Origin of the sequence: Chryseobacterium luteum (genome assembly GCF_000737785.1) — a bacterium.
Taxonomy (GTDB): domain Bacteria; phylum Bacteroidota; class Bacteroidia; order Flavobacteriales; family Weeksellaceae; genus Chryseobacterium; species Chryseobacterium luteum.
Genome location: NZ_JPRO01000004.1, coordinates 172227 through 187631 on the forward strand (window position 1 = coordinate 172227; position 15405 = coordinate 187631).

A 15405-nucleotide genomic window follows, 5' to 3' on the forward strand; every position below is an offset into this window, starting at 1 on the left:
ATGGATTTATCTTTTTTCTTTAGGTGTATTTCTATCTTTTTTCTTCTTTTCATCATTAGGATTTAAAAAGGGCAGACCGTTTTTACACAAGCCCACCCATATAGTAACGGTTATTAGTTTTTATTTTGTGAAGATTTCTTTCAGCTGGGAAACGATGTTGCTGTTTCCTGAAACGGTAATATCACCAATCTTTTCTGCGATTTTTTCCATATACTCCATTTCTTTCAGCTTCCATAAAACTTCATTTTCTTCCATCAGTTTTGCGGTGTTCAGCAAACTTCTTGTGGAAGCCGTTTCTTCACGGCGCATGATGCCGTTGGCCTGAGCTTTTTTCTCAGCGATTAAAACCTGGTTCATGATTTCCTTCATTTCACCCGTTAAGATCACATCACGGATACCCGCATCAAAAGCTCTGATTCCTAAATCACCGGCTTTTTCACCCAGATTTTCAAGAATTTCTTTTCCAACCGAATCTTTTTTCAGCAACAGTTCATCCAATGTTAAAGCTCCTACAAACTCACGCAATGCCAGCTGCATCAGAATATATAATTGCTTATCATATTCTTTATTTTCCATCAATGCTTTCTCGATACTCTGTACCTGAAAACTCACATAAAAATTGATCCTTAGCATCGCTTTATCCTTAGTCAAAAGCTCCTGACCTGCAATTTCCATTTGCTGCATTCGCGTATCAACCGTATTAACGTCGATGGAAATTCCATTATTCCAAAAGCTGTAGGTTCCGGCTTCCAGAGTGTTCACCAGTTTACCGTCAATGATCAATAGTCCTTTATATTGATTCGGTACAATAAATTTTCTTACATAATGTCTCAGCGTTGTATTTTCCAGGATGGTATTCGGGATATCCTCGGTGATTTCAACTTTCGTCAAATCTACTTTTTGGAAGACTCTTTCTGTAATATCATTCCAGAATGCATATTGTCCTACGTTCAGAACATCTTTTAAAGTACCGTTTTCATACATTAAAATGATTTCGCCATCTTTTACCTCTATGATTTTCAAAAGGTTTCTCAGGATTTCGTTTTTTAATAAAGCAGCTACATTTTCATGCGTTCCAAACTGGGATCTTATTTCATAGTTGGGATCGATTACCTTAACCTCAACTGAAATATCATTGTTCCAGAAGGAGTAAATACCGCTTTCCAATACCTGAGTCAGTTTTCCGTCAATTAACAATAATCCTTTATAGTGATGTTGCACAAGAAACTTTCTTACAAAGCTTTTCACCTTTATATTTTCCAGAATTGTTTTAGAAATTTCTTCCGGGATCTCAATCTTTGTTAAGTCTATTTTCTGAAATTCTCTGTTGACCATTCCCTTCCAGAATGCATATTGTCCAACGGTCAAAACATCTTTAAAAGTTCCGTTTTCATGAACTAAAATGATTTCTCCGTCTTTCACCTCTACCGTTTCCAAAAGGTTTTTCAGGGTTTCATTTTTCAACAGAATCGGTAAATCTTCACCAGCTTCAAACCGGGATTTCATCTCATAGACTGTTACCGATTTATTTCCAAAGACATAATGATTACCTTCTTTCAGAACTTCAATTAAGTTCCGGTTTTTGAAAACCAAACCCACTTGATAAGCTTTAATATGTACATTTTTTATCATTTTATTTTATTTTTAAGTGTTATTATTTTAATTAAAAAGAGAAAACCGAGTTTCTTTCTTCCAAAAAATGGCGGAAGCAAAGGAGTTTCAAAAAGCTCCGGTCATTTCAGAAAACCGTTCTTAAACTTATTTTTCCAATCCGTAAGATCTTGGGCGTGTCCCTGGCCACCGCTGAAAGCAGCAACCCGGGTCGCTACGTTCACTGCTATCTTTTTTGCTTACAAAAAAGGATATCCGTTACCATCGCTCACGCGGAAAACCGTCCTTATCAGAAAATTCCGTTCAATTGGAGTATTCATCAACTGAATTTCACTTTCAGAAAAAATCTTTCTCACTGGCTTTTTCAAAAATGCTGATTCAACAACTGAAAAAACTCAGATTTTCTCTATCAAGATGTTTTTAAAGAAAAACATTGAAAACTTTGTAAAAAATAGATTTTCAGTCTATCTTTAACTACATGTGAAGTGTAGTGCTCTAACCAACTGAGCTATCTCAATCTAATTGAGAGAAGGAGTCGAACCTTCGCAAAAAAACTATTTACTCTAACCTGACTGAGTTATATTTCCCTTAAGGAAACAGAAGGAGTCGAACCTTCGTACAATAGTTAATGGTAGAAGTTTTTTGGTTAACTCCTCAAACCTTCGGGCCAAGCTGAACAGAACGAAAACAATGTTTTTCAACAAATTCTTCTGCAATGGTGTTATACAGAAACACACAACCTGACTTGCCTGATATTGTAACTGAAACCTGTTTTTCAAAATTTCAGTGTTGTTTCATTTTGATAATGCAAAGTAAAAACTGTATTGCGCAATCATTCTGCGTAGAAAATAAAATTTGATAAAAAATAAAAAAAAGACAGTTTCAAAATATGAAACCGCCTCTGCGTTGTCTGATAAAGTTTATAATAGAAACTTCCTTAAAAAAGAGATCCCTCTTATATGTCCTCCTGTAAAATATCCAAAATTCCGGAAACCTGAGACTCTTTATCTGTGAAATATAATTTCAATTCCTGATAAACAAATTCTTTAATTTCAGTTTGAACTTTTGGAGTTCCCAACTTCCATCTTGTTGAACCTAAGAAAGTTAATTCACCTCTTACTGAAGCATAAAGACAAAGATGTTGTTGAAGTTTTACGGTTCTAATACTTAATTTCAGGCTTCTTTTTGAAGATTCTTCACTTAAAAATTTCTTAAGACCTTGAAAAATTCCATCTAGTAATGAGCCTCCTAAGACTGTTTCTTTATAGTTCGCATATATTTTTAATTTAGGTTTTACCCAATAGCTACTTACAAATGCCAGTGCCAATGAATAGGAAAACTCCGTCTTTTTCTCAAAGTTCAGTTTAAAAACTGATGAATAGTAAGAAAAACTTTTCTCCAATTCGTAATCAATTATTTCGGACAAACCTTTTGGATAATGGAAAATATTAATTTGTTTTTCAGTTTTGGACTGATCGATGCTTTTAATTTTTAATTGATTGTTTAAAAATGAAAATCGTCTCAATAAATTATTGAGTAAATCATAATTTAAAATTACATCTTGAAAAATTTCTTTATCTGGTATCAATTCAATTTTTATTCTATTGAAGTCAGTATTCTGAACATCTTCTAAAAATTCAGGATTTCCTTTTTCAGATCTAAAAGCATGTACACCATTAATTTCAATCCTTGTATATTTAGATAAAGCAACAATTCCTGCCAGTGATAAATAAAATTTTTCGTTTTTATAATCATGAAGATGTTTCAAAGCATCTAAAAAAGGGAGAAAAGTTTTGGTACCAGAACCTTCTATTACTAATTGATTCTTCTTTTTGAGTAAAAAAGTTATCTCATAGATACCAGATTTTATAAAATCTTCAATCAAATAACTTAGCAATTCCTGATAACCGTAGTGATTTAAAGCACCGATATACATTACCGGACGTTTTCTGATATGCTCTAAAATATTAAGTTTTTCAATCATAATTTAAATTCGAAATAAACTTAAATATACGATTTTAAAGCCAAATTATTCACTTCTAATTATGCCTTTTGAAGGCACCAATGCAAGATCTTCGCAATATTCTTCGCATCATCCACGCCTCTGTGGTGCGTACCTTCCAGCTTAAGATTCAGTTCGCCTAAAGCTCTGCTCATGCCTACACTTTTTCTTACCGTAGGATGCAGCTGCCCGAACAATGTTTTTACATTGATATGGTCATCGCTCAACGGATAATCCAAATTGAATCTTCTGGCCTGGTTCTGCAACATATTCAGATCATAATTGCCGTAGCTTGCCCAGGTTAGGTCTTCAGAACCGTATTCTGCCCTCAGTATATCCAACGCATCTTCGAGCATGATGCCTTCTTCATCCAGCATGTTCTGAGTGATGGAGGTCAGCTCCGTACAGAAAGGACTCACCTTTGAGTATTGCGGTTTCACTAAAATGCCTTCATTTTTTGAGATCTTACCCGTTGCTGCATTCATAATGCACACACCGATCTCGATGATCTCGCTTTCCTGGCCTCTGGGCGGTCTGTCGTCCCAGCAGGTGGCTTCCAGGTCTATAATTAATATATTTTCTGTTGTTTTCATTTGTTTAAAATTTAATGTTTGAGAAGGTGGGAACTGGAGTATGGAAGTTAATAATGGACGTTATTTACTTCCTGTTTCCTTCTTCATATTTCGTTCTTACTCTAAAATTTTCCGTAAAATTTTGGCGGCATTATAAGCATCGTCTGCTCCGCTGTGATGGTTTCCCTCAAAATCCATTTTCAGGTACTCAAGAGCTCTTTTTAGGCCTGTCATTTTATGGAGGCTGAAATGTTCTCTGAACTCTTCCATCACGTTCAGATATTGTCCGCCAAAAGGAATTTCTATCCCGAGCCAGTCGCACTGCTCAAAAATCTGCTCGCGGTCGAAGTTTCCGAAACCAGCCCAGGTAAGCGCTGACGAATCATATTCATCTAAAATTTTTTCGCAGGCTTCTTCGAAATAGATTCCTTTTTCTTCAATAAGCTGCGGTGTGATTCCGGTTAGTTTCGTACAGAATTCATTGATTTCTGATCTTTCCGGAATAACATAAATGCTCTGTTTTTGGGAAATGGCTTTTGATTTCAAATCCAGCTTGCATATCCCTATTTCTATAATATCGACTTTCTCGCCAATTGGAATTCTGTCATTTTCCCAACAGGTAGCTTCTAAGTCGATGATTAGTATTTCGTTTGTTGTGTTCATTGTTTTTTTAATGTATAAAGTATTGGAGTACAATGTAAAATGTACATTGTAAAAAGTATGAGGTCCGGTGGTATTACAATAGCCGCCACTCATTACTCATTACTCATTACTCATTACTCATTACTCATTACTCATTACTCATTACTCATTACTCATTACTCATTCTCTATTCCTCTCTTTTACCAAACGGTGGTGTCCATTTTTTCCGTTTCATAATTTCTTTGACTTCTTCGTAAGAAATCGGGTAGAAATCGTGGCAATCTACTCCTACATCGAAGCTTAAAGCCATCTCGTCGTCGGGCAAAGTTCCGTGTGAATGGCCGTAGAGCTGCCAAACTCCCCTGTGCGAGCCGTTCCAGCTGCGCATGGCGTAATGCAGGAGAATGATCTTCTGTTTGCCATTGGCATTTTCGGGCTCATCAATTCTTAATTCGTGATACTCTTTTATCGAATCAAATCGTTTGGGATACGTGAGTGCTGCACCCTCGTGGTTTCCTCTGATCAAATGGATTTTACCGTTCAATCTGTCAAGAATTTCCTTAGTGAAATCCGGTTTTCCTAAACTGATATCGCCAAGATGGTAGACGGTATCATTGATTGTTACCTTTTCGTTCCATCTTTTGATCAGCTCTTCATTCATTTGATCCAGGGACCCGAACGGCCGCTCTGAAAATTTTATAATATTGGCGTGACCGAAATGATGGTCCGCTGTAAAAAATATATTAGGTTTCATTTTTTTAATAATTGGTTTGTTTAATTTTCACCACAATTTTTTAACCACCGATTGCACATATTTTCACAGATGATTGTCCTTATTTGTAGTTTCAATTTTTAATTAATTTTCGCGAAATGCCTGATAAAAAACAGTTTCAATTTCAATAATGTCACTTTCCGTATATCTTCTCGAAAAGTGAATGGGAACGGTTTCTTTTACCTGACAATCCTTCATGATCTTTCCTGATGCAGACGCAAAACTGTGATAATTAAGCTTAGCGAATTCCTGATCTGAATCTTTATAAAAGCTCTCGATATACACCAGGTCTGCCTCGTTGAAAACAGCTTTTACCTTTTTATAGTTTTCTTCATCCACCGCGTGATCCATGATTACACCAAGCCTGTAACCGAGATTTCTTGTCAGTAAATAAAACAGATCGGCTGCTTTGCAGGCTGTTCCTTCAATCTCAATTTCCTGATCCTCATCATTATTTTCAAAGGCCGTTTTCAGCTCACTGATCCATTTTCCTTTTCTGAAGCCGGAAGCGTTTTCATTAAAAGTGATGGTATCTTTTTCTTTAAATAAATAAGCCACAGAATCTGTTTTGTGATCGAGAATTGCGAAATCAACATTCACATATTCATCTTCAAAAAGGAAATTCTGAGTTTTTACAAATTCAAGATTCCAGTGCGGAGGATGAATTTTATATATATTAATTTCTTCTTTTGAAACTATCTCGCGAATTTCATATTCAATGGCATTTTCATCGATCAGGTTCCAGGTGTAAGATTTTAATCTTGCTTCAATCTGGTGATGGATATTTTTCGGTCCGCAGATCACGATTTTTTCTCCGCTTCCGATCTGATGTCTGAAAATTCCGTCAAAATTTGAAAAGTGATCAATATGGGTATGACTGATGAATATCGCTGAAACCGACTGTATTTCTTTTACCGTCAGTAAGCTTGCTTCACCACAATCACACAAATAATGTTTTCCGGAATTGGATATTTTTATTAATATACTGATGTCTTCTCTTAAAAGACTTTTTATTTCTGCCTGTATCATTGTATTAGTTTTTAAACATAAAAAAGTTCCGGTAAAAATATACCGAAACTAAACTTTAAGAGTCATCAACTCTTCTTTTATAAAATCAATCACTAAAGTATTCAACTTTTTGTTGATTCTTTTCTGTTCGTCTTTTTCCACTGAAGTGAAAGCATCCGGGAAATCTTTTCCAAAATCTTCCAAAATATCCTGAGCAAAAAGACCTATGATCTTACCTATCATTTTGGGTTCAAATTCTCCAACTTTGCTCACCACGTTATGCAATCTGTTGACTGTAATGTACCTCTGAATTTCTTCCCAGATATTCTGAGCATTTTCTGAAAAATCGACTGGTTTCTGAGTTTCTTTACGGTCTTTTTTCACCATTTTAGATCTTTCAACCCACTTATCATTCTTGTTTTTAAGAATAACCCTGGCGCCGTTTCCAAAATATCTGGTTTTCAAAGTTTTGACAATCGTTCCTTCGCACATATTGTTCTCCATTTCGGGTAGGCCCAACCAGCCCGGAATTTTAGAGTCAAATACATTCGGGAATCTCAAAGCGTCTTCCAAGCTGCCCTGGAATATAATTTTAGCATAGAAAAATCCGGTTTCCTCAAAAATCTGACTCACCAAATCTGTATCTAAATAAGTAGTTCCGTTCAACTTAATATCGAATCCATAAAATTCGTTATAAGGTGCGTATTCAATGCCTTTTTGTACTTTAATAGCATCTTTTACAGGTTCTACTTCTTTATGTTTGTAGCCACCTCCGAACAGTTCACCGTAGATCACTACCGTTTCTAATTCCGGATGAATGGTTTTCACTTTTTCGAACAAATCAATTACATTTTTTCTGTAACGTTCTAAAATCTGGTGTGCGTTGTAGAATTTTTCATCCTTTTCAATGAAGGCGGTTCTCTTCGCGATTTTAATTTCCTTTCCGTCGGTCAAGAAAGAGAAATTAGCACCGTGAACCTTTTCCTGCACGATGAAAACCTCATCCCCAAAACCCTGCAACCTGATCTGATCGATCACGCGGGTTTGGTAAGCATTTTCTATAGAGTTATATGTTTTGAAAATCATTTTTTTAGTTTTTAATAGTTTCTGATTCATTTTTCTTCATTTGAGTAAGGTGTCTCTGAGCGTGAAGAGAAAGAAAATAAATGTATTCATATACATTAATTTTACCCAGTCCATTCACTGTCATGGTCGTCTTACAAAGGAGACCTTCGCCGTTTTTCATCAGGTCTAAATAATCTAAACACTGATGATACTGCCTGGCAATTAAATTCCTGATTTCATTCAGTCTTAATTCTCCTTTCGGCTCCATATGTTCCGGTCTTATCCATTCAAAAGCTCCGTGCTTCCCTACTTTCTCAAATTTTTTATTATCGAAACTGTAATTTTTTATTTCGGAATTCAGATCAAGTTCAAGATAATTCCGCATTGCTTTTTTTGAACCTTTTTCAATGAGAATGAGCAAATAAAAGTTGGTAAGATAAATATGTTCCAAAATCTGCTGAACCGTCCAGCCTCCATTTGAAGGCTGAAAGTTCAACGTTTCTTTATCTTTTTCAAACCATCTGTCGACCTCATCAAAACTGAGTTTCAAATGCGTTTTTATATCTTGAATTAATCTAAAAATATCCATCACAATTTTTTATAGTTTACCAAAAGGCTTAGAATATTTACCAGCCTTTAGATCAATCATCTTCAGCTTCTTGCTTTCCATCATCTTTGATATTATGATTGTGCAAAGTAAAAAAGTAATTACGCAATCTTTTTGCGCTGATCTGAAAATATTGATTATAATTGTTTAAAATTTTCTAATAGGCTTAGAATATTCTTCTTTCCCACCGGATTCATGGAATGACAATAGAATTTTGGTACGTCCAAATAGTTATCCATACAATATTCTATCAGCCATTTGGCACAATCGTAGCCTGTTTTTTCAGTGTATTCGTCAGCATTGGGCTTCAGATAATGGACATCTGCCAGGTCATGGTCAAAAGAAATCATTTCCGGAAGTCCTTTTTCCATAATTCTGTTGACAAACTGCTCGTAATTGCGAACAATATGCCATTCTTTTCTGAGGAAAATATCCTGTTTTGTATAATGATAAGCCTCAATAGGATATCTTATATCATCCAGAAATAATAATCTTTTGGTGAGTTCCATTGTTTTATTTTTTAATTGGAAAAGTAAATATTCAATGCTTTGATAATACTTTTCACATTGGTATTTGGATAAAATCCGGAACTGTTGATACAATTTATTTCAACGATTTTCCAGCCTTCATCCGTTAAACAAATATCCATAACAAAAGCTTCTTCAAGATTAAAAAGCTTAATCATTTCATTAGTGAAAGCAAATCCGTCTTCTGAAACTTTTTCTTCGAAAGGCGCATTATCATTAAATTTATAATATCCTGCATCGATAATCTGTCCGCCAACAATCCAAAGCCTTGCTTCTTTAATAGTTCGTTTTGCTTCTGAAATCAGTCTAATAGAATCTTTTGTAATTCTATTAGACTGATTTTCCAATGATTCAAAAACGAAATCTTTCCATTCAAACTCTGTGAAAATTCTTCCTGTAAAAATTTTCGCTTCATTATAAGGCTTAATGAATTTTATTTCATTTTTCTTCCAAACTAATTCTTCTGAAATTTTGTGAACAGCAATTTTGTGATTAAGGAGATTCTCACCATAGTATTTAGAATACACTTCATATAGATGATTGCCTCCATAAAAAGAACCGGGAAACCAATCTGAATTTTGTTTTGCCAATCTTGCAATCGTCACTGAACCATACACAAAAACATCTTTTCTTTCTGTTTTGAAGTCTATTTTTTCTGCTGTTGGTGGAATATTAATTACATGATAATCAATATTTAATTCTTCCAACACATCAAAAATTTTGTAATGATCCAGATCTAAATACACGTTAGCCTGAACTAAAAAATACATGGTTATTAGTTTTTAAGGTTCTTTTATTTACTTTTTACAATACTTGACAATTCGAGTTTTGCATCTTCAGGAAACCCTGAAAGACCGGGAATATCATTATACTCTAAAATCACTTTCTCTCCGTTTTCTGTTTCCAGGACATCAATGGCAACAATATCTGCTTTGATGTTTTCCTGTAGCAGTTTTACATTTTCTATCCATTCTTTTTCTGGTTCAATGATTTGATATTCCTGGGTTAAAGAATTGGCCTTCCAATATTTGCCTTTTCTTTTCATTGCCCAAACCTTATCATTGATGGCCAGATAACGAATGTCATATTTATAATTAATAAATTTTTCTGTTGTCACATAATCCTGATGGATAAACAATAAATCTTTCAGTTCTTCCCATTGTTCATCGGTTGAAACCAGACTTTTTCCATATCCACCGTGATGATTTCCAACTTTAACCACAAAAGGAAACTGCATTTCCAGATTTTTCAGTTGGGTTAAATTGGTTGCTGCATTAAAATCAATAACAGGTAATCCCAGTTTCTTCAATCCATTTAACATTGATAATCTTTCGTAACCCATTAATAGTGTTGAAACTGAATTCACACAAGGAACTCCTGAATATTCAATTAATTCTAAAATATTCCTGTGTTTTGCTTCAGGATTTACTGCTCCTAATCTCCAAAAAATTACATTCGGTTGGCAGACTCCATCTGCATCATGTACATACAGAGAAGAATCTTTTACGATAAATTCTGCTGTCTGAATTTTCTTTTGAACGACATTAAATCCAGCAAAATAATCTTTCCAGTATTTTTCTCCGTTAATGATTAAAATTGTTTTCATAGTTTATTTTTTTGAATGGAAACGGAAAGCCTGATGCTGGAAGTTAAATATCATACTGTTAAAAAAACTTCCAGCTCCCGGCATCCTGTTTCCAGCTTTATTACACCATCATATCAGCACAATTGGTGCTTGCGAATGCGTAAGGTTTTGCTTTAAACACATAGCCCATTCCCAGAATATAGCCCATAGCATCTTTCAATGCGGTATTTGACTTAAAATCAGGGTCGGTATTAATATCTGCGTGTACCTCCATTTCTACACCATAAGCATCCAGAACGGCACAGATAGCGTAAGCAATTTCTACGGATCTGTTGACCTCATTCAGCATTCGTTCTTTGATACTGATCTTCTGTATTTCTCTTTCTTTTCTGATAAAGGTAAACGCTCCTTTCCCCTCACGTACAAATACTACTGCCGTAGCATAGCTGATCGCTTCGCCGTAAACATGGGAATCTGAGCCCACACATACTTTCAGGCGGTGACCGTTAGCCTGTTCGCGGATAATGGCTTCTTCTACCAGCTGTGTGATAGGTTTTAGGAAAAAATTTCCTTTCATATTCTGCCATACTTCTTGTTGCGTTTCCATTTTTTTACATGTTTTAAATTCTGTTTTATATTAATTTGTGAATCTTGAATTGTCAATTTTAAAAATTCACTTGCGTAGCAAAATTCATCATTGACCATTCACTTTTTTGCACTCCGAACCGGACTCGAACCGATACCATCAGTTTTGGAGACTGAGATGCTGCCATTACACTATCAGAGTAGTTTTTTGCTGATTCATCAGGACTCGAACCTGAACAACAAGAGTCAGAGTCTTGTGTGCTAAACCATTACACTATGAATCATTTTTTGTGGATCAAAACCGAATTGAACGGTTCCCTTTTGCTTTTCAGACAAATGTGCAGACCTTCTACACCACTGATCCCTGTTTATAAGTAATGAGTAATTGGTAATGAGTAATCATACAATAGCCCTATTGGTATTCATCAATCATCATTTATGCTTTGTACAGAAAAAGGGATTCGAACCCTCAATATCTTGATCCTAAATCAAGCGCGTCTGCCAGTTCCGCCATTTCTGCAGGTTTTATTATTAATTTAAAAAATTGACTTATTGTCCATTCACAATTAATTACTCATTGCGTATTACTCATTATTTATAAATTTGTGAATGATCACGGATCAATTTTTTTCTCAATCTGAACTTTCATGGTATTCATAATTCACAATTGACTTCTGACCATTCACATATGTACTCCATAAGGGAATCGAACCCTTATCATCTGCTCGAAAGGCAGGCGTCCTAACCGTTAGACGAATGGAGCGTTTTAAACCAACTAACCAGGAATCGAACCTGAACAACAAGAGTACTTTTCCTGCATGCTGCCATTACATTATCAGCGGTTTTGTGGAAGCAGTAGGATTCGAACCTACTCAGCAATAAAGCAACAGATTTACAGTCTGCCCCGGCTCTCCAGCTCCGGCGTGCTTCCCAGTATAATGAGTAATAGGTAATAAGCAATTAGTAATGAGCAATTTCTAATTTCTAATTTCTAATTTCTAATTTCTAATTTCTTTTTTGAAGAAAAACAAAGCCTGTCTGTATTTTTAGTTTGATATAAGAACTTCTGCGCTCGACAAACTTTTACTTTTTCTCCGGAACTAATCTCATTTTAGTTATTTGAGATGGTTATGGGATTCAAACCCACTCAGCTAATGCAACGGTTTTGCAGACCGCCCCGACTCTTCCACTTCGGCGAACCATCAGATGTGATTTTAAATGATAATTGATAAAAGATCAATGATGAATGATTGTTACCGTTAAATTTCTACCACTTCTAACTTTCTACTTCCATCTTTCTAAAATCTAAATTCTAATATCTAACATCTCATTAAAAAAGAAAAAGGCTGTCGGTATTTTCCATATTTGGCGTAAAGATCTTCTGCTCTTGACACACCTTTTTTCTTCTCTTTGAAACAATTAACATTTAGTTATCTGCGATTTTGGAAAGACTCGAACTTTCAACTTCCGGTTTAACAGACCGGTGCTCTACCATTGAGCTACAAAATCTTTTTTTTGTGAATAGTCAATTGTCAATTAGCCTTGCTGTCAATTTTTAAATTCACTTGCGAAGCAAAATTCACAATTGACCATTCACTTTTTTAGTCTGGAAAGCAAGATTCGAACTTGCGACCTCCCGCGTCCAAGACGGGTAAACAACCACCGTTATCTTTCCAGTTTTTCAGGTTCAGTGTCCAATTTCTTTTCCGGGAGACAGCCGGAGCTAAAATTTTCCGTGAACCTTGCGGTCTATGCGGGAATCGAACCCGCAGTACCCAAGAGACAGTCGGGCAGGTTAGCCTTTACCTCAATAGACCTTTTTTTGTGACCTCGACAGGATTCGAACCTATAACCTACGGTTTAGAAAACCGATACTCTATCCAATTGAGTTACGAGACCGTTTGTAATCCCAGAAAGATTTGAACTTTCAACCCCCGGTTTAAAAGACCGGTGCTCTGACCCATTGAGCTATGAGATTTTTTTAATGTGAATGGTCAATTTGCTTTGCCTGTCAATTTTAAACTCATAATTCACCATTGACTTTTCACATTTAACAAGATTCATCATTTATAATTCATTGGGGTATCTTCGGGGATCGAACCCTGTTCTCCGGTTCCACAGACCGGCGCTTTACCAAATAAGCTAAAGAAACCATAAAAAAAGCACCTCTTTTCGGGAGGTGCTGTATATATTTTGACGTGTCAGATCACTGAGACCTACGTATATAAGCACCTTTTATCTATAAATTCACTATCCAGCATCCATGTACATCCTTTCGGCTCCTGTCTGTGTAGTCCTGAATACTGATTAGATATGTTATGTAATTGTTTCATTATATTCCTGTTATTTAAAAAGTTTTGAAATCCTGAAAACCTGTTGCTTTCAATTTTCGGTTGCAAAGTAAGGGTGAAATTTTTAAACCTGCAAATTTATTTTTAGTTTAAATATTTGATAATCAATAAGTTAAATTATATTTTCAGCATAAGAAATAACTGTCCGCAATATCCTGCGGATCTCTTAAATACCTAAATGACTGTCTCTCATCGGGTTACTTATCACTCTTATTTATCGTATTAAATTGACATTGTTAATTAAAAAAATTTTGATTTTATGGTTATTTTTTTTCATTCTAAATAATTTATGGCCTAAAACACAAGAAACGCCCCGATATCTCGAGGCGTTTCTGTGGTATTTTGTTTAAATTCTTACGGGTTTATTGTAAATAATTTTCAAAGCAAGCACATTTCGCCTCATTCCATATCATCCATTCGTATCCGAATAATCCTTTTATTGAAGGGCTATCGCATAGATTTACATTGATATGTGCTCTTTGTAGTGTCATAATTTTCTGGCGCAAAGATAGGAAAAATTGTTTTTCAGTCATGAAAATAATACTTTTGTTCACTGATCAGGGGGATAGTTTAACTGGAAAAACACTACACTGATAACGTGAAAATGAAGGTTCGAACCCTTCTCCCCCACAAAATTGTATTATGGACCCATATCCATTCAGTACCGAAGAATGGGAAGCCTGTTTAAAGGTTCTGGAAGCTCTTCAGGCAGATCCTCTGAATAATCCGGACAACCGGCGCTTCAAAACCCTGATTTCCTCTATCCGGAAAAAGGCCAGGAAGAATATCCAAAAGAATCTGGATGATTATCTCACTTCGTCTAAAAATGGTGAAGATTCAGATCTTAAAATTCTTAAAAAGTCTGTTATTGTACAGCAGGCTTTAGAAAACCGGACTTTATACTTTCATACTGAAGAGGAAACCTCATTTTCATCCATTCAGAAGCCTCAGCTATGTTATTGCTGCCATCAGCCTTACCACAATATGCATTTTTTCTATCATAAACTTTGTCCAACTTGTGCGGATGAGAATTATAAAAACAGAAATCTTGCATATGATCTCAGCGGACAAACGGTTATCATTACCGGCGGAAGGGTGAAAATAGGCTATGCCGCAGCTTTACAGTTTTTGAGAAACGGTGCGAAAGTCATTGCCACGTCGAGGTTTCCGGCGCTTGGATTTGAGCAGTTCAGGAAAGAAGCAGATTACGAACAGTGGAAGGACCGGCTTTTCCTGTATGGCCTTGATTTAAGAAACATCAGGTCGGTGCACGAATTTACAGAATACTGTTATCAAAATTTTGAAAGCATTGAAATCCTGGTGAATAATGCGGCTCAAACCATTAAATATCCTTCTGATTATTATGAACCTCTAAGGCTCAAAGAACAGCTTCTTTTATCATCATATTCTGAAAACAGGAACTTAATAGGAAATGAAACACCGATAAGTAATGACAAAAATGAGCTTTTAACATTATCTGACGAAAGTCTTGATATGGTTCCAGCGAACAGGTTTGGGCAGCCAAAAGATTTCAGGGATAAAAACAGCTGGAATTCTGTGATGGATGAAATTGGTACTGAAGAGCTTCTGGAAGTGAATCTTATTAACCATATTTCTCCCTACCTTCTAATTTCCACGTTAAAACCTTTAATGAAGAAAAGTCAAGTTGAAAGAAAACATATCATCAATGTTACGTCTACCGAGGGACAGTTCAGCTATAAAAGTAAAAATGAATTTCATCCGCACACCAATATGACGAAAGCAGCTTTGAATATGCTTACCAAAACCTCAGCACCGGATTTTGTGAAGGACAGCATATTTATGAATGCCGTGGATGTCGGCTGGATCTCTACCGGAGCCGCAGAAAACAAGAGAGAAAAGCTGTTTGAAAAGGCCAGAATACCACCGCTGGATCCAGTGGATGGTGCGATGCGGATTTTTCACCCTATTGTGCAGATCAATAACGGTAATTTGAATCTTTATGGAAAGCTTTTAAAGAATTACAAGGAGACCGGGTGGTAAAAAGAAGGTGGCTGAGGGATTTTCTATAATTTTTTAATACTTGAATTTTTAAATCT

Annotated in this window: 14 protein-coding genes and 14 tRNA genes; 3 read left to right on the forward strand and 25 right to left on the reverse strand. The window is 35.7% G+C overall.

The annotated features are described in order from the left end of the window. Positions 1–120: 120 nt before the first annotated feature. The 17 genes from IX38_RS07545 to IX38_RS07630 all read right to left on the reverse strand — a co-directional run bounded on the left by IX38_RS07545 (position 121) and on the right by IX38_RS07630 (position 11739). The gene (locus IX38_RS07545) at positions 121–1632 is read right to left on the reverse strand and encodes a slipin family protein (protein WP_228377921.1); all 1512 of its coding nucleotides are present in this window, start codon (positions 1630–1632) and stop codon (positions 121–123) included. Positions 1633–2566: 934 nt separating this feature from the next. Beyond that, positions 2567–3595: a DNA topoisomerase IV subunit B family protein gene (locus IX38_RS07555; protein WP_034703481.1), complete on the reverse strand. Its 1029-nt coding sequence runs from the start codon at positions 3593–3595 to the stop codon at positions 2567–2569. Positions 3596–3654: 59 nt separating this feature from the next. Then, entirely contained in the window at positions 3655–4206 is a 552-nt protein-coding gene (locus IX38_RS07560; protein ID WP_034703483.1) for a 3'-5' exonuclease, read from the reverse strand. A 96-nt stretch (positions 4207–4302) separates the two neighbouring features. Then, a complete protein-coding gene (locus IX38_RS07565; protein WP_034703484.1) occupies positions 4303–4848 on the reverse strand; it encodes a 3'-5' exonuclease in 546 nt (181 codons plus the stop codon). 166 nt (positions 4849–5014) lie between these two features. After that, positions 5015–5581 (reverse strand): metallophosphoesterase family protein, encoded by a 567-nt coding sequence (locus tag IX38_RS07570; RefSeq protein WP_034703485.1) that lies wholly within the window; start codon positions 5579–5581, stop codon positions 5015–5017. A 102-nt stretch (positions 5582–5683) separates the two neighbouring features. Beyond that, positions 5684–6628 carry an MBL fold metallo-hydrolase gene (locus IX38_RS07575; RefSeq protein ID WP_034703486.1) on the reverse strand — a complete coding sequence of 315 codons (945 nt, stop codon included), beginning with the start codon at positions 6626–6628 and terminating at the stop codon, positions 5684–5686. Positions 6629–6676: 48 nt separating this feature from the next. Beyond that, on the reverse strand, positions 6677–7693 hold the full coding sequence (locus IX38_RS07580; RefSeq protein ID WP_165570713.1) for an RNA ligase, Rnl2 family: 1017 nt from the start codon (positions 7691–7693) through the stop codon (positions 6677–6679). A 4-nt stretch (positions 7694–7697) separates the two neighbouring features. Further along, complete coding sequence (locus IX38_RS07585) at positions 7698–8222, reverse strand: DinB family protein (protein WP_165570714.1); 525 nt, start codon at positions 8220–8222, stop codon at positions 7698–7700. 194 nt (positions 8223–8416) lie between these two features. Then, positions 8417–8788: a cyclic-phosphate processing receiver domain-containing protein gene (locus tag IX38_RS07590; protein WP_034703491.1), complete on the reverse strand. Its 372-nt coding sequence runs from the start codon at positions 8786–8788 to the stop codon at positions 8417–8419. Between the two features lie 11 nt (positions 8789–8799). After that, complete coding sequence (locus IX38_RS07595) at positions 8800–9576, reverse strand: ATP-grasp domain-containing protein (RefSeq protein WP_034703493.1); 777 nt, start codon at positions 9574–9576, stop codon at positions 8800–8802. 23 nt (positions 9577–9599) lie between these two features. Beyond that, positions 9600–10412, reverse strand: coding sequence for an ATP-grasp domain-containing protein (locus IX38_RS07600; RefSeq protein WP_034703495.1), 813 nt, complete (start codon positions 10410–10412; stop codon positions 9600–9602). Positions 10413–10512: 100 nt separating this feature from the next. Next, complete coding sequence (locus IX38_RS07605) at positions 10513–10998, reverse strand: ribonuclease H-like YkuK family protein (RefSeq protein ID WP_034703497.1); 486 nt, start codon at positions 10996–10998, stop codon at positions 10513–10515. 109 nt (positions 10999–11107) lie between these two features. Then, positions 11108–11178, reverse strand: a tRNA-Trp gene (locus IX38_RS07610). 9 nt (positions 11179–11187) lie between these two features. Next, positions 11188–11260 (reverse strand) — tRNA-Gln (locus IX38_RS07615). Positions 11261–11267: 7 nt separating this feature from the next. Beyond that, positions 11268–11340: transfer RNA gene (locus IX38_RS07620), tRNA-Phe, on the reverse strand. 82 nt (positions 11341–11422) lie between these two features. Continuing rightward, positions 11423–11496: transfer RNA gene (locus IX38_RS07625), tRNA-Leu, on the reverse strand. A 171-nt stretch (positions 11497–11667) separates the two neighbouring features. After that, positions 11668–11739 (reverse strand) — tRNA-Glu (locus tag IX38_RS07630). Between IX38_RS07630 and IX38_RS23340 the strand changes: the two genes are divergently transcribed. After that, positions 11733–11858 (forward strand): hypothetical protein, encoded by a 126-nt coding sequence (locus IX38_RS23340; protein WP_262483438.1) that lies wholly within the window; start codon positions 11733–11735, stop codon positions 11856–11858. The two genes, IX38_RS07630 and IX38_RS23340, sit on opposite strands and share 7 nt — an antisense overlap. Here IX38_RS23340 and IX38_RS22910 read toward each other — a convergent pair. From IX38_RS22910 to IX38_RS07650, 8 genes are all read right to left on the reverse strand, one after another. After that, positions 11824–11907, reverse strand: a tRNA-Tyr gene (locus tag IX38_RS22910). The genes IX38_RS23340 and IX38_RS22910 overlap by 35 nt on opposite strands. A gap of 191 nt (positions 11908–12098) precedes the next feature. Continuing rightward, positions 12099–12180: transfer RNA gene (locus IX38_RS22915), tRNA-Cys, on the reverse strand. A gap of 233 nt (positions 12181–12413) precedes the next feature. Further along, positions 12414–12485 (reverse strand) — tRNA-Asn (locus IX38_RS07635). A 96-nt stretch (positions 12486–12581) separates the two neighbouring features. Continuing rightward, positions 12582–12653: transfer RNA gene (locus IX38_RS22920), tRNA-Pro, on the reverse strand. Positions 12654–12721: 68 nt separating this feature from the next. Next, positions 12722–12793, reverse strand: a tRNA-Asp gene (locus IX38_RS22925). A gap of 8 nt (positions 12794–12801) precedes the next feature. After that, positions 12802–12875 (reverse strand) — tRNA-Arg (locus IX38_RS07640). Positions 12876–12880: 5 nt separating this feature from the next. Beyond that, a tRNA-Lys gene (locus tag IX38_RS07645) sits at positions 12881–12954 on the reverse strand. 100 nt (positions 12955–13054) lie between these two features. After that, a tRNA-His gene (locus IX38_RS07650) sits at positions 13055–13128 on the reverse strand. Between the two features lie 759 nt (positions 13129–13887). On the opposite strand from IX38_RS07650, the gene IX38_RS07655 reads away from it, so the two are divergent. Together IX38_RS07655 and IX38_RS07660 are read left to right on the forward strand one after the other, a co-directional pair. Further along, positions 13888–13957, forward strand: a tRNA-Ile gene (locus tag IX38_RS07655). 12 nt (positions 13958–13969) lie between these two features. Continuing rightward, on the forward strand, positions 13970–15349 hold the full coding sequence (locus IX38_RS07660; protein WP_034703499.1) for an SDR family NAD(P)-dependent oxidoreductase: 1380 nt from the start codon (positions 13970–13972) through the stop codon (positions 15347–15349). The last annotated feature ends 56 nt before the right edge of the window (positions 15350–15405 follow it).

Bases quoted from the DNA above. Each gene is read 5' to 3' on its own strand.
- IX38_RS07590 (WP_034703491.1), bottom strand. From the start codon at position 8,788: ATGGAACTCACCAAAAGATTATTATTTCTGGATGATATAAGATATCCT.
- IX38_RS07580 (WP_165570713.1), bottom strand. From the start codon at position 7,693: ATGATTTTCAAAACATATAACTCTATAGAAAATGCTTACCAAACCCGC.
- IX38_RS23340 (WP_262483438.1), top strand. From the start codon at position 11,733: ATGGAGCGTTTTAAACCAACTAACCAGGAATCGAACCTGAACAACAAG.
- IX38_RS07565 (WP_034703484.1), bottom strand. From the start codon at position 4,848: ATGAACACAACAAACGAAATACTAATCATCGACTTAGAAGCTACCTGT.
- IX38_RS07575 (WP_034703486.1), bottom strand. From the start codon at position 6,628: ATGATACAGGCAGAAATAAAAAGTCTTTTAAGAGAAGACATCAGTATA.
- IX38_RS07545 (WP_228377921.1), bottom strand. From the start codon at position 1,632: ATGATAAAAAATGTACATATTAAAGCTTATCAAGTGGGTTTGGTTTTC.
- IX38_RS07600 (WP_034703495.1), bottom strand. From the start codon at position 10,412: ATGAAAACAATTTTAATCATTAACGGAGAAAAATACTGGAAAGATTAT.
- IX38_RS07555 (WP_034703481.1), bottom strand. From the start codon at position 3,595: ATGATTGAAAAACTTAATATTTTAGAGCATATCAGAAAACGTCCGGTA.
- IX38_RS07660 (WP_034703499.1), top strand. From the start codon at position 13,970: ATGGACCCATATCCATTCAGTACCGAAGAATGGGAAGCCTGTTTAAAG.
- IX38_RS07595 (WP_034703493.1), bottom strand. From the start codon at position 9,576: ATGTATTTTTTAGTTCAGGCTAACGTGTATTTAGATCTGGATCATTAC.
- IX38_RS07605 (WP_034703497.1), bottom strand. From the start codon at position 10,998: ATGGAAACGCAACAAGAAGTATGGCAGAATATGAAAGGAAATTTTTTC.
- IX38_RS07570 (WP_034703485.1), bottom strand. From the start codon at position 5,581: ATGAAACCTAATATATTTTTTACAGCGGACCATCATTTCGGTCACGCC.
- IX38_RS07560 (WP_034703483.1), bottom strand. From the start codon at position 4,206: ATGAAAACAACAGAAAATATATTAATTATAGACCTGGAAGCCACCTGC.